9 protein-coding genes are annotated in these 14,460 nt (G+C 43.0%); 1 reads left to right on the forward strand and 8 read right to left on the reverse strand.

Going from position 1 to position 14,460, the window contains the following annotated elements; genetic code table 11:
- Positions 1 to 78: 78 nt before the first annotated feature.
- The 4 genes from G8D99_RS14120 to G8D99_RS14135 form a co-directional block, all read right to left on the reverse strand.
- Positions 79 to 438 (reverse strand): lysozyme inhibitor LprI family protein, encoded by a 360-nt coding sequence (locus G8D99_RS14120; protein ID WP_227554413.1) that lies wholly within the window; start codon positions 436 to 438, stop codon positions 79 to 81.
- A gap of 303 nt (positions 439 to 741) precedes the next feature.
- A complete protein-coding gene (locus G8D99_RS14125; RefSeq protein WP_166326969.1) occupies positions 742 to 1,344 on the reverse strand; it encodes an OmpW/AlkL family protein in 603 nt (200 codons plus the stop codon).
- 313 nt (positions 1,345 to 1,657) lie between these two features.
- Positions 1,658 to 3,025 (reverse strand): Na+/H+ antiporter family protein, encoded by a 1,368-nt coding sequence (locus tag G8D99_RS14130; protein ID WP_166326971.1) that lies wholly within the window; start codon positions 3,023 to 3,025, stop codon positions 1,658 to 1,660.
- Between the two features lie 138 nt (positions 3,026 to 3,163).
- Positions 3,164 to 4,036, reverse strand: a complete 873-nt coding sequence (locus G8D99_RS14135) for an alpha/beta fold hydrolase (RefSeq protein WP_166326973.1) — start codon at positions 4,034 to 4,036, stop codon at positions 3,164 to 3,166.
- A 123-nt stretch (positions 4,037 to 4,159) separates the two neighbouring features.
- On the opposite strand from G8D99_RS14135, the gene G8D99_RS14140 reads away from it, so the two are divergent.
- Entirely contained in the window at positions 4,160 to 4,648 is a 489-nt protein-coding gene (locus G8D99_RS14140; protein ID WP_166326975.1) for a PaaI family thioesterase, read from the forward strand.
- 86 nt (positions 4,649 to 4,734) lie between these two features.
- Here the strand turns inward: G8D99_RS14140 and G8D99_RS14145 are convergent, their stop codons facing one another.
- The 4 genes from G8D99_RS14145 to rpoB form a co-directional block, all read right to left on the reverse strand.
- On the reverse strand, positions 4,735 to 5,091 hold the full coding sequence (locus G8D99_RS14145; protein WP_166326977.1) for a DNA transfer protein p32: 357 nt from the start codon (positions 5,089 to 5,091) through the stop codon (positions 4,735 to 4,737).
- Between the two features lie 157 nt (positions 5,092 to 5,248).
- Entirely contained in the window at positions 5,249 to 5,800 is a 552-nt protein-coding gene (locus G8D99_RS14150) for a hypothetical protein (protein WP_166326979.1), read from the reverse strand.
- 184 nt (positions 5,801 to 5,984) lie between these two features.
- Positions 5,985 to 10,178: a DNA-directed RNA polymerase subunit beta' gene (gene rpoC, locus G8D99_RS14155; protein ID WP_166326981.1), complete on the reverse strand. Its 4,194-nt coding sequence runs from the start codon at positions 10,176 to 10,178 to the stop codon at positions 5,985 to 5,987.
- Between the two features lie 172 nt (positions 10,179 to 10,350).
- A complete protein-coding gene (gene rpoB, locus G8D99_RS14160) occupies positions 10,351 to 14,439 on the reverse strand; it encodes a DNA-directed RNA polymerase subunit beta (protein ID WP_166326983.1) in 4,089 nt (1,362 codons plus the stop codon).
- Positions 14,440 to 14,460 lie beyond the last annotated feature (21 nt).

Below are 14,460 nucleotides of genomic sequence, written 5' to 3' on the forward strand. Positions count from 1 at the left end.
CTTGAATGCTTAATGAATGGAGTATGTTCAGCAATTTTCAATAGGAAAATTTAAAAAAAAGATCATTTTGCCTATTTTTTAAAAGGGTCCTTGCCGATAAATGCGTTCCATATGCTGATCAAGCTTTTGCTGCCGCATATCATAGGTTTGTTTTAAGCACTGCACATTGTCCTGACATTGATCGCGTAAATTCAGCCATTTGACTTGTTCGGTTTGAATCACAGAACGTGTTCCCATTGGCACCAAACGCCTGACGATATTATAGGTGGTGACCATTTTAACATCGGCATCATTGAGGCTGAGATTTTCACAGATGCGACGTTCAGTTTTGGTTTCAGTACGGGCACAATTAAAACTTGCTGCCGTAGCCTCAGCACTGATGTAAGTGCAAGCAATTACCGAGCAGATTTGAACACAGGTTTTGAGCCAAATTTTCATTCTTTGCATTATTTGAGCACTCAATAGCATGATGATTGAAAGTTTTTGATTTTTTTAGTACAGGTCCATTGTTTTTAAGTTTTTAATTGCTGTTGATCAGATGCTTTTTAAGCATGCATTCAATGACCTACTTATCTTTTAATCTATTGAATCTTGACCTTAAACAACAGCTTATTTTTGTAGATTTGTGGTTATTTACATTTTTCTGTTTCTCGATAGATTGAAAGGGTCGTGATGACCTTCAGAATATCGCGCATAAAAAAGCCCTATCCATAGATAAGGCTTCTTTGTATTTGCATATGCTTAGAACTTGTAGCTCAGACCAAATGAATACACCAACGGATCGATATCCAAATCAAATTTATCAACTAGGCTTGAATCCACTTTAGGATCAAGCTGTGCATAACGAACATCTACATATGCGCCCCAATTGTTCCATGCTTTCGGTTGGTAACTCACACCCACTTGACCGGCAAAACCGATGTCTTCTTGAACTTTCAGTTTAGTGCCTTTTAAAATGCCATGTGTACTTTCATCCCATGGAAGAAATGCAATTAAACCAATCCCTGCATAGGGCGTAAAATCAGTTTTATTTTTAAAGTTATATTTGACTGTCCATGTTGGTGGCAAATGTTTCAAACTCGCCGCACTTTTACCTTCCACTAAGACATCGTGATTGATGGGTGTTGCCAACAATAATTCAGTAGAAATATGGTCGTTAAAGAAATATTCAACCGCCGGTGTAAATGCCCACTCATTGTCCGCCTCTACCGTCAATGCGCCACCCGCCACTTTCGAATCGGATGTCGGTGCAACCACAGAGGCACCCACTTTCGCTTGCCAGTGACCTGCCATCGCCGACGCAGACATGCCCAATAAAACAACAAGAGAGATTTGTTTTAACATTTTAAATACACCTTTATTCTGGATGAGAATTATAAATATCAACCCTTGTTTTTATAATAAACATGAGAATTAATAATGCGCAATAGCGATTAATTTATAAATTTTTACATTATTTATAAAACATTGTTTTTTATATTTATTTATTTTAAACATAGTATTTTAGTTGGTTTTAAAACCAAGTATTTTAATCAGATTTATTTTCCATTATTTAACTATATTACGCATATTAAACCAACCATTTTAATCAGAATAAAAAAGGCATTATTGTATCAATAATGCCTTTTAAAATAGCCAATGATTTTCAATTTAAGCCTTAGAGTACCATTGCAGCAATCCAACCAAAGACAATCATAGGGATGTTGTAATGCACAAAGGTCGGAATCACACTGTCTTTCATATGGTCGTGCTGACCATCAATATTTAAGCCCGAGGTTGGCCCTAATGTTGAATCAGACGCCGGTGAACCTGCATCCCCTAAAGCGGCTGCCGTACCAATAATTGCGATGGTTGCTGCAGGGCTAAAACCAAATTGGATACATAAGGGGACATAAATAATCGCGAGAATTGGAACCGTCGAGAAAGAAGAGCCAATCCCCAAGGTAATCAACAAGCCAATAATCAGCATTAAGAAAGCTGCCAGCGGTTTACTGTTACCAATCCACTCTACAGAAGCCTGTACCAATGCAGGCACTTGATTGGTCGCCTCAATCACCGAGGCAAAACCTTGTGCTGAGATCATGATAAAGCCCACCAAGGCCATCATGCGCATCCCGCTAATGATCACGTCATCCGCTTCACGCCATTTGAAAATCCCTGCACAACTTAGGATCGCAACCCCCACTAAACCTGCAAGAATCATCGAATCTGAATACAACTGAACAGCTAAGGTTGCAAGCACAGCAAAGCCTGCCATGTACAAAGTAAATGGCGCAATTTTAGGTGCTTCATTGACAGGATCGACCATTTCACCTGAAATGCTTTGCACTTTTTCGACTACCGCCATATCGACATAGTCACGGGGTTTACGGTAGCTGAAGAACACCGCAATCAGTAAACCCACAAACATGCCCGATACCGGAATCGCCATCGCTTTTGGAATCTGATCATAGGTAATTTGGAAACCATAGGGCTTACCAAAGGTATTGATGTTCTGACCCAAAATATCATTCAGGAAGATTGCACCAAAACCGACAGGAATCAGCATATAAGTCGCACATAGACCAAAGGTCAACAGGCATGCCACCAAACGACGGTCCAATCGCAAATGGTTAAACACATTCAGTAGCGGTGGAATCAACACCGGAATAAACGCGATATGTACTGGAATCACGTTTTGTGATGCCACAGCCGCCAAAGCAATGGTCGCAAAAATAATGTATTTGACTTTATTTTGCGCTTTTTTATCAGCATCCCCTTTCAAGGTTTTGATCAATTTATATGCCAATAAATCAGGTAAACCTGAACGTGCCAAAGCCAAGGCAAATGCACCGAGTACACCATAGGCCAAGGCAATTTTTGCACCGCCGCCGAGGCCTTTGTCAAATGCTTCCAAGGTGCCTGCCAAGCCAAGCCCAGCCAATAAACCACCTGTTACTGCACCAATAATCAGTGCAAAAACAACAGGCACACGGGCTAAAGATAGTCCGAACATGACTACGATAGCAGCGATAATTGCAATCATAAGAAGAGAGGATTAGAAAAAAAAACGCATTTTAACAGAGATTAATCTTTAAAATGTCTTCACTCATCTAATTATTTTTTATTCAAAACTGCGCATATTTGGCTCATTTGATTAGGCAAGCTAAAGCTTAATCGCTTGTCAGTGCTGATGTTTTGATGCAAAAGCTGCAATGTACGCCGCTATTTCCTGCGGTCGACTCAACACCGCCCAATGGTTGGCATCAACATCGACACGTTCAAATTCACTCGCCCATTTTGGAATTTCATCAATCAATTCAGGACTCACAAAATTATCACGCTTCAGCACCACCGCTTGTACAGGACACACTGCATGACGTTGACGCGGTTTGAGTAAACGTGGAATAAAGTTGGCACGGTATAAAGCAATGCCGTGCTCACCATCTTTGGCAATATTGTGATTTAAGGGTAGATCTTTCTTTTGTTCTAATTGATTTAAAACTTTGCCCCAACGTTCAGGATTAAACAGATGCCAAATGGTCGGTGCCAAGATGGGCAGTTGAAAAGCCACGATGTACCAAGACTTAAACAACTGCTTAAAGAATTTAGGTTTTTGATGTTTAAACTGATCTCGCATCCAAAACGCGGCATGGTCTAAGCAGGGTCCTGAAATGGTGGTATAGGACAACATGCGATCTTTAAACTTGGCTTCTGTGACCGACTCCCACGTTTGGATCGAACCCCAATCGTGCGCGGCAATATGAAACTGACGATTCGGCAACAACTGATTCACCACCGCTTCTAAGTCTAAGGACAATTGCGGCAAAGCATAGGCACGAATCTTTTTTGGCACTGTTGATTGCCCTGCGCCACGGACATCGTAAGTCACCACATAAAAGTCTTGGATCAAATGCTGAATAATCGGTTCCCAAACCTCTTGATTATCCGGATAGCCATGCACCAAAACCAAAGCGGATTTTTGACTGTCGCCCCATGTTTTGGCGAAGAGTTTTTGTTGATCTGTTGTTTCAATCCAATGCGTGACAAATTGCATAACCGCTTTACCTTTTTGTTATTTTATTGACCCATTTACAACTTTAAAAAACATTAGGATCAATGTCAGGATGATTTTTGTACTTTAGTATGAATTCACTCCCGATAAAAATAATTGACCCAAATGAGTATTTTCAAAAAAATTGCAACCATTCCTTTTGTGTCTAAATACATGATTAATCACTTTGCCCCCTACCAAGGTGCAGGCATTGTGGTGGATAAAATTGATCTGAAGAATTATCACATTCGCGTCAAAATGCCCCTGACCCGAAGTAATAAAAATATTGTTGGTGTGCATTTTGGCGGCAGCTTATATGCCATGGTTGACCCCTTTTACATGACTTTACTGATGTATCATTTAGGCTCGGAATATATCGTGTGGGACAAGGCAGCCAATATTGAATTTTTAAGTCCAGGTCGCAGTACGGTGTATGCGGACTTTCGCTTAAATGCTGAAGAAATTCACACCGTTAAAACATTGGCTGACAATCATGCGCCGGTGTATCGCAATTACGATATCGACATTATGGATGAGTCAGGCTTACGTGTGGCACGGGTCAATAAAACCTTATATATCCGCCGTAAAAAACCCAAAGGTACCCGCCTAAAATAAAAAAAGGCGCTGAATACAGCACCTTTTTTTATGTGTTAAATCAGCCTTGATGGCTTAAGAGCTTACTGAGAGACTTAGCTAGCGGGTTATTTACGTTGCTCAATGGCTGCACCTGCACCGCCACCAATCGCCCCCCCAATGGCTGCGCCAGTATTGCCACCAAAGATGCTTTTCCCTACAGCTGAACCGACTGCACCACCGACACCACTATATGTGGCATTTCGGTTGGAACCATTAGAGACTTTACTCCCCGCTGCTGCGCCTGCACCACCACCAATCGCCGCGCCGACACCATTACCGACATTATTACCGACGCCGCCACCCAATGCACCACCGAGCGCCGCTGCGCCTACGCGTTGATCGTTGGCTGACATATTTTCACAACCGACCATCATCAAGCCAGATAGTGTTGCGATAGAAAGGGTTGCCATTACTTTTTTCATGATCCTTCACCTTGTTGATTGATTGCTTTAAGCATAACGTCAATACAGTGCTTAAATCATAAGTTATTGTTAAGTTAAGCGAGGGTTTCATTTCCAATTGTAAAAAAGCGCTCATTGAGCGCTTTTTTGTTGTTGAGTGAAATCTCAATCAATCATCTTATTCCGCAGGTTGAGCTTCATCAAATACCACAATGTCTTTGGTCACTGTGCCATTTTCTGACACCACGGCATGGCTCATTTTTTCATTGGCTTCAGGATGACTTTGCTGATCAAGCAAAAGCTGACGTTTAACCACTTCACCATCTTTTTTAATCTCGACACCTGCCGCGTCAATCACTTTTTTTTGTGATAAGACTTGTTCATCTTGTTTCAAGGTTTGAATCACTTCAATTTTAGAGGTCGGTACAATCACCCCGCCTTGCTTCAATACAGGAACAGATAAACCTTTGTCTGAGAATGTTGCTTCATTGTCTTGAGAGACTAATTCACGCGCCACGATGTCTTTACCTTGATTGGTTACTTCAAAAACCGTCGCTTCTACCGTACGTACCGGTGCCTGACCTTCAACACGACGAATCACTTGGGTTTTCACTACAGGCACCACCGCTTTGTCATCGACCACAATGCTGTTCGGCATGGGTTTCGCCATAGTTGCTGTTGAAGCGAGCACCAATAAAGATAAAGAAACTTGTTTAGCTGTCATTTTCATGCTTATTTCCCCTGATGAATCATTTGAATTTTAAAATTATCGTTGCTTATTCAACCACTATATAAAAAATAGGCGCTTTATTAAAGCGTTCTTTTTCTTTTAATTTTCTCAGTTAATTTGACGTTTAATTTTAGGTGGCATAAAAAAAGCCACCCGAAGGTGGCTTTTTTATTTCAAGCTAAACTTAGAATTGATCTTCGTTTAGTGCTTGAGAGAATGCTTGGTCAACTTCAGAGAAGTCATTTACAAGCTCATGCTCTGCAGCTTCAGCTTCTTGACGACGACGTTCTAAGTGGTAAGCCAAACCTGTACCCGCTGGGATCAAGCGACCTACAACCACGTTCTCTTTCAAGCCACGTAATTCGTCTTCTTTACCTGTTACAGCCGCTTCAGTTAACACACGCGTAGTTTCCTGGAACGATGCAGCAGAGATGAACGAGTCAGTTGAAAGCGATGCTTTGGTAATACCCATCAATTGACGTTCAAACTTCGCTGGGAACTTGTTCTGAGCTGCCACAGCTTGGTTTTCTTGAACCACACGGATGTAGTCAATTTGCTCGCCTTTGATAAAGCTTGTATCACCACCGTCAGTGATATCAACTTTACGCAACATTTGACGTACGATAACTTCAATGTGCTTGTCGTTGATTTTTACACCTTGGAGACGGTATACGTCTTGAACTTCGTTCACGATGTAATTTGTAAGCGCAACTTCGCCTTTCAAACGTAAGATGTCATGTGGGTTTTGTGGACCATCAGAAATGGTTTCACCACGGTTGACATGCTCACCCTCGAACACGTTGATTGTACGCCACTTCGGAATAAGCTCTTCGTAGATCTCAGAGCCATCATCTGGAGTGATGACAAGACGGTTCTTACCCTTGGTCTCTTTACCGAAGCTGACAACACCCGAAATTTCAGCAAGAATTGCATGCTCTTTCGGTTTACGTGCTTCGAACAAGTCCGCTACGCGTGGTAGACCACCGGTAATGTCACGTGTACGTGAAGTTTCTTGTGGTACACGACCAATAACGTCACCCACACCAATGGTTTCTCCATCACGGACAGTCACAATGGTGTTTTGTGGTAAGAAGTAGAACTGTTCACCGCCATCCACTGTGTCTAACACAATCGCTGGACGTAAATCTTTACCTGAAGCAGGACGTGCTGTTACAGGCAGGATTTCAACAGTGGTCATACCGGTTGCATCATCAGTTTTCGATGTTGCTGTCACACCATCAGCGATTTGGCTGAAACGTGCTTTACCTGCAACTTCTGTTACCAATGGATGTGTATGCGGATCCCAAGTCGCAACAATACCACCCGCTTCGATCGTTTCGCCATCTTTCAACAAGATTGACGCACCGTATGGAAGTTTGTAGCGTTCGCGTTCACGACCGATGTCATCAGCAATACCGATTTCACCTGAACGAGATACAGATACCAAGTGACCTTTCGCGTGTTGTACTGTTTTCACATTGTGGAAACGTACTGTACCGCCGTTACGAACTTGTACGCTGTTTGCAGCAGAAGTTCGGCTCGCAGCACCACCGACGTGGAACGTACGCATGGTTAACTGTGTACCTGGCTCACCAATCGATTGAGCAGCCATTACACCCACAGATTCACCTGGATTCACCAAGTGACCGCGAGCAAGATCACGACCATAACATTTCGCACATACACCGAAGGTAGAGGCACAGTTTACAACTGAACGTACTTTCACTTCATCGACACCGCTGTCTTCTAGGAAGTTGGCAAGTTTCTCATCGATCAATGTGTTACGTGGAAGAACAACTTCGTCAGAACCTGGTTTCTTCGCATCTTCAGCCAGTACACGACCCAAAACTCGTGCACCCAAGTTTTCGATAACATCGCCACCTTGAATGAACGGTGTCATCACAAGACCGTCTAAAGTACCGCAATCTGGCTCAGTGATCACCAAGTCTTGCGCTACGTCAACTAAACGACGTGTCAAGTAACCTGAGTTCGCTGTTTTCAGTGCTGTATCGGCCAAACCTTTACGCGCACCGTGTGTTGAAATGAAGTACTGAAGTACTGTCAAACCTTCACGGAAGTTTGCTTTAATTGGGGTTTCAATGATCGAACCATCTGGTTTCGCCATCAAACCACGCATACCCGCCAACTGACGAATCTGAGCTGCCGAACCACGGGCACCCGAGTCAGACATCATATAGATTGAGTTGAACGATTTTTGTTTCTCGTCTTCACCCTGTTTGTTTTTAACAGTGGTATAAGACAAGTTGTCCATCATCGCTTTCGCGACTTGGTCATTGGTACGTGCCCAAATATCGACAACTTTATTGTAACGTTCACCTGCAGTTACGAAACCTTGCTCGAATTGTTGTTCGATTTCACGAACTTCAACTTCTGCTTTTTCAATAATTGCATATTTCGCAGGTGGAATAAGCATGTCTTCCATACCAACCGATACGCCTGAACGTGTCGCTTGACGGAAGCCTAAGTACATCAATTGGTCAGCAAAGATAACCGTATCTTTTAGACCCAACTTACGGTAGCAAGAGTTGATAATCTTAGAGATGTTCTTTTTGGTCATCTCAACGTTGATCTGTTGGAAATCCATACCTTCAGGTACAACTTCCCAAAGTAGGCAGCGACCTGGCGTCGTATCTACAATGATCGTTTGTTGTTCACGATTACCGTTGTCATCAATCACAGTTTGGTGTACACGTGCTTTAACACGAGCGTGTAAATCAACTTGACCAGTTGCCAGTGCACGGTTTACTTCATCAGTATCCGCGAACACCATGCCTTCACCTTTAGCATTGATTGCATCACGAGTGATGTAATACAAGCCCAATACAACGTCCTGAGAAGGTACGATGATCGGTTCACCATTCGCTGGAGACAAGATGTTGTTGGTCGACATCATTAACGCACGAGCTTCTAATTGAGCTTCAAGTGTTAATGGAACGTGTACCGCCATTTGGTCACCGTCGAAGTCGGCGTTGAACGCAGCACATACGAGTGGGTGTAGACGGATCGCTTTACCTTCAATTAGGGTTGGTTCAAATGCTTGAAGACCCAAACGGTGAAGTGTTGGCGCACGGTTCAACATCACTGGATGTTGACGAATCACAGATGCAAGAACGTCCCAAACTTCTGGTGTTTCACGCTCAACCATTTTCTTCGCAGCTTTAATGGTTGTTGCTTGGCCAGAGGCTTGTAGTTTAGCGAAAATGAATGGCTTGAATAATTCAAGTGCCATTTTCTTCGGAAGACCACATTGGTGAAGACGTAAAGTAGGACCTACGGTAATTACCGAACGACCAGAGTAATCGACACGTTTACCCAACAAGTTTTGACGGAAACGACCTTGCTTACCTTTGATCATATCTGCCAAAGATTTCAATGGACGTTTGTTCGAACCTGTAATCGCACGACCACGACGACCGTTGTCTAGCAATGCATCTACAGATTCCTGCAACATACGTTTTTCGTTACGTACGATGATGTCAGGTGCTGAAAGATCAAGAAGACGTTTCAAACGGTTGTTACGGTTGATCACACGACGGTAAAGATCATTCAAATCAGAAGTCGCGAAACGACCACCTTCAAGTGGTACTAACGGACGAAGATCTGGTGGAAGTACTGGAAGTACAGTCAACACCATCCATTCTGGTTTGTTGTTCGAGTCGTTGAATGCTTCCATCAACTTCAAACGTTTCGATGCTTTTTTAAGCTTCGTTTCTGAAGTTGTTTGTGGAATCTCTTCACGAAGACGTGCAATTTCAGCTTCAAGATCGATGTCTTTCAACAAATCTTGAATCGCTTCCGCACCCATTTTCGCGCTAAATTCATCACCGTGTTCTTCTAACGCTGTGAAGTATTCTTCATCGTTAAGAAGTTGGTATTTCTCCATTGGAGTCATACCCGGATCAGTTACAACATAAGATTCGAAATACAATACGCGTTCGATATCACGTAGCGTCATGTCTAAAAGAAGACCGATACGAGATGGTAATGATTTTAAGAACCAAATATGCGCAACTGGCGAAGCCAATTCGATGTGACCCATACGCTCACGACGAACTTTCGCAGTTGTTACTTCAACGCCACATTTTTCACAAATGACGCCTTTGTATTTCATACGCTTGTATTTACCACACAAGCATTCGTAATCTTTGACTGGACCAAAGATTTTGGCACAGAAAAGACCGTCACGTTCTGGCTTGAACGTACGGTAGTTAATGGTTTCAGGCTTTTTAACTTCACCATGAGACCATGATTTGATCATTTCTGGTGACGCAAGACCAATACGGATACGATCAAATTCAACTGGTGCATGACCATCTGAATCCGTCTTTTTGCGCATGATATCGAGCAAATCTTTCAATTTTTTTCTCCGTGTGTTGTGGAGATTTTCACTTCACAACTGGGTCACAAATATTGTTTTTTAACTGAGTAATCCCCCTCAATCCCGCCTGATTTAAGCGGGAAACTCCCCTTAAAGTAAGAGGAGTAAATCCCCCCCTTTACAAAGGGGGTTGGGGGGATTGAATGGTTACTTAGTCACCATTTTTCAGTTCAATGTTGATACCTAAAGAACGGATCTCTTTAGTCAATACGTTGAACGATTCAGGCATGCCCGGATCCATATAATGGTTACCATCTACAATGTTCTTGTAGATACGGGTACGACCTTCAACGTCATCCGACTTAACAGTAAGCATTTCTTGAAGCGTGTAAGCTGCGCCGTATGCTTCAAGTGCCCAGACCTCCATCTCACCGAAACGCTGACCACCGAATTGAGCTTTACCACCCAATGGCTGTTGCGTAACAAGAGAGTAAGAACCGGTAGAACGCGCATGCATCTTGTCATCAACCAAGTGATTCAGTTTCAACATGTACATGTAACCTACAGTTACAGGACGGTCAAAACGCTCACCTGTACGACCATCATACAATACAGTTTGACCTGTACGTGAGATGCCACCAAGTTCTAGAAGCTCTTTAATTTGTGATTCGTCAGCACCGTCGAATACAGGTGTTGCAAGTGGAACACCCTTACGAAGGTTACCTGACAATACCAAGATCTCTTCATCAGTTAAGCTATCAAGATCTTCTTGCTCGCCACCAACTTTGTTATAAATCTTGTCTAAGAATTCACGAAGCTCAAGTACAGTACGTTGCTCTTTCATCATCTTGTCGATTTGATCGCCAAGACCTTTCGCCGCCATACCCAAGTGAGTTTCAAGAATCTGACCCACGTTCATACGTGATGGTACACCCAGTGGGTTCAACACGATATCAACTGGAACACCGTTAGCATCATGTGGCATGTCTTCTACTGGTAAGATGTTTGATACAACACCTTTGTTACCATGACGACCCGCCATTTTGTCACCCGGTTGGATGCGACGTTTAACAGCCAAGTACACTTTAACAACTTTCAATACACCCGTTGTCAGCTCATCGCCTGTAGAAAGTTTGCGTTTTTTCTCCGCAAATTTCTCATCAATTTCAATGCTCTTCTCTTTCAAGAACACTTGAATTTGAGTTAAACGCTCTGCAATACCTTCATCAACAGGTTGGATATCCAACAAGTCAACAAGTTCTAAACCTGACAACACTTCTTCAGAAAGTTTGTCGCCACGTTTAGTGGTACCACCACCGTTCGATTCTTGACCTTTCAACAAGCGAACAATACGTTCACGTGCTGCTTCTTCAAAGATTTTGAATTCTTCTTTCAAGTCTTTACGGTACGCATCAAGTTGAGCTTTCTCAATCGCTTGAGCACGTTCATCTTTCTCAATGCCGTCACGTGTAAACACTTGAACGTCAATTACTGTACCTTTTACAGATGAAGATACGCGTAAAGATGAGTCTTTAACGTCAGCCGCTTTTTCACCGAAGATCGCGCGAAGCAGTTTTTCTTCAGGTGTTAATTGCGTTTCACCTTTAGGTGTTACTTTACCGACAAGGATATCCCCTGCAGATACTTCAGCACCGATGTAAACAATACCTGATTCATCAAGCTTAGAAAGTGCAGCTTCACCGACGTTAGGAATATCGGCAGTAATTTCTTCTGCACCTAACTTAGTATCACGCGCTACACATGACAATTCTTGAATATGAATCGAAGTTAAGCGATCTTCTTGAAGAACACGCTCAGAAAGTAAGATCGAGTCTTCATAGTTGTAACCGTTCCACGTCATGAACGCGACACGCATGTTTTGACCCAGTGCCAATTCACCGCCATCTGTCGATGGACCATCAGCAAGTACGTCACCACGACCAACTTTATCGCCTAGGCTTACGAGTACTTTTTGGTTAATACAGGTGTTTTGGTTCGAACGCGTGTATTTGATCAAGTTGTAGATATCTACACCTGCTTCACCTGCGATCATTTCGTCTTCATTCACACGAATAACCACACGCGACGCATCAACGAACTCGATACGACCACCACGTTTCGCGATTACACATACACCAGAGTCATGCGCTACATTCGCTTCCATACCTGTACCAACAAGCGGCTTGTCAGCAATCAGGGTAGGAACTGCCTGACGTTGCATGTTTGAACCCATCAATGCACGGTTGGCGTCATCGTGCTCAAGGAATGGAATCAATGATGCAGCTACAGAAACAACCTGCTGAGCAGAGACGTCCATATGCGTTACTTTTTCAGGAGGCATACGTACGAAGTCACCTTGGTGACGTACAGATACGAATTCTTCTGTTAAGTTACCTTCAGCATCTACTGCAGAATCGGCCTGTGCAATGACAGTACCGACTTCTTCAATTGCAGAAAGGTATTCAACGTCCATGGTGACACGGCCGTCTACAACTTTACGATATGGTGTTTCCAAGAAACCAAAATTGTTGGCTTTTGCATACACAGACAATGAGTTGATCAAACCAATGTTTGGTCCCTCAGGTGTCTCAATTGGGCATACACGACCATAATGCGTTTGATGTACGTCACGTACTTCGAAGCCTGCACGTTCACGTGTTAAACCACCTGGCCCTAATGCTGATACACGACGTTTATGCGTGATTTCAGACAACGGGTTATTTTGGTCCATGAACTGTGACAATTGGCTTGAACCAAAGAATTCTTTGATTGCAGCAGCAACTGGCTTCGCATTGATTAAATCTTGCGGAGACAAGTTATCTGTTTCAGCTTGGCTTAAACGCTCTTTAACAGCACGTTCAACACGAACCAGACCTACACGGAATTGGTTCTCAGTCATTTCACCAACTGAACGAACACGACGGTTACCCAAGTGATCGATATCGTCGACTTCGCCTTTACCGTTACGGATTTCAACCAACGTTTTCAATACATCAATGATGTCTTCGTTTGAAAGAATACCTTCAATCTCACGAGATTTTTGATCTGTACCGACTTCGTAAGGACGACCCAAACGACGGTTGAACTTCATACGACCGACTGGAGACAAGTCATAACGTTCAGAAGAGAAGAACAAGTTGTTAAACAAGTTTTCTGCTGCTTCTTTTGTTGGTGGCTCGCCTGGACGCATTACTTTGTAGATTTCTACAAGCGCTTCTTCACGACCAGAAGTCGTGTCTGCACGTAAAGAATCAGCGACGAATGAACCACGGTCGATGTCATTGGTATAAAGTACGTTGAATTGTTTAACGCCACCTTCAGCCAATTTCACCATAATGTCATGGCTAAGTACGGTGTTTGCAGGAACGATTTCGCCGTCACGTAAGGTGATATCTTCAGCAGTAATACGCTCGTACAAGTATTCATCTGGAACAGCAAGCTTGGTTAAGCCAGACGCTTCCATTTGACGAACATGACGTGCATTAATACGTTTACCTTGTTCAACAATCGCTTTGCCGTCAGCATCGAGAATGTCGAATTGAGCCATTTCACCGCGCAGGCGTTCAGGCACAAGGTCAATTTGGTAACTGCCCATGTCGAGGTATACAGGAACTTTCTCATAGAACATGTCTAGAATTTGTTCATTTGTATAGTTCAACGCACGAAGAATCACAGTCGCAAGTAATTTACGACGACGGTCAATACGTACGTAGACAAGGTCTTTTGCGTCAAATTCGAAATCTAACCATGAACCACGGTAAGGAATAATACGTGCTGAATAAAGCACTTTACCGCTAGAATGCGTCTTACCTTTATCGTGGTCAAAGAACACACCTGGTGAACGGTGTAACTGAGATACGATTACACGTTCAGTACCGTTGATCACAAAGGTACCGTTTTGTGTCATAAGTGGCATTTCACCCATGTACACTTCTTGTTCACGTACGTCTTTGATCGATTTCGTTTCGCGATCTTTAATGATCAGACGAATTTTAACGCGCATTGGTGCCGCATAAGTTGATCCGCGTAGAATACATTCGCGTACATCAAACTCGGGTTTACCAAGGCTATACTCAACGAATTCTAAAGCAGCATTCCCAGAATAACTTTCAATTGGAAAAACTGAACGAAATGCGGCTTGGAGACCGATATCTTCGCGGTTTTTTGGTGTTTTGCCGTCTTGAAGGAACGTTCTGTACGAGTCGACTTGAATCGCGAGCAAGTACGGAGCATCCATAACGCTAGGCAATTTACCAAAATTCTTACGGATCCGTTTCTTTTCGGTATATGAGTATGCCATCTGGAGTCCTCGGAAAGTAAA

Source organism: Acinetobacter lanii (genome assembly GCF_011578285.1).
Classification (GTDB): domain Bacteria; phylum Pseudomonadota; class Gammaproteobacteria; order Pseudomonadales; family Moraxellaceae; genus Acinetobacter; species Acinetobacter lanii.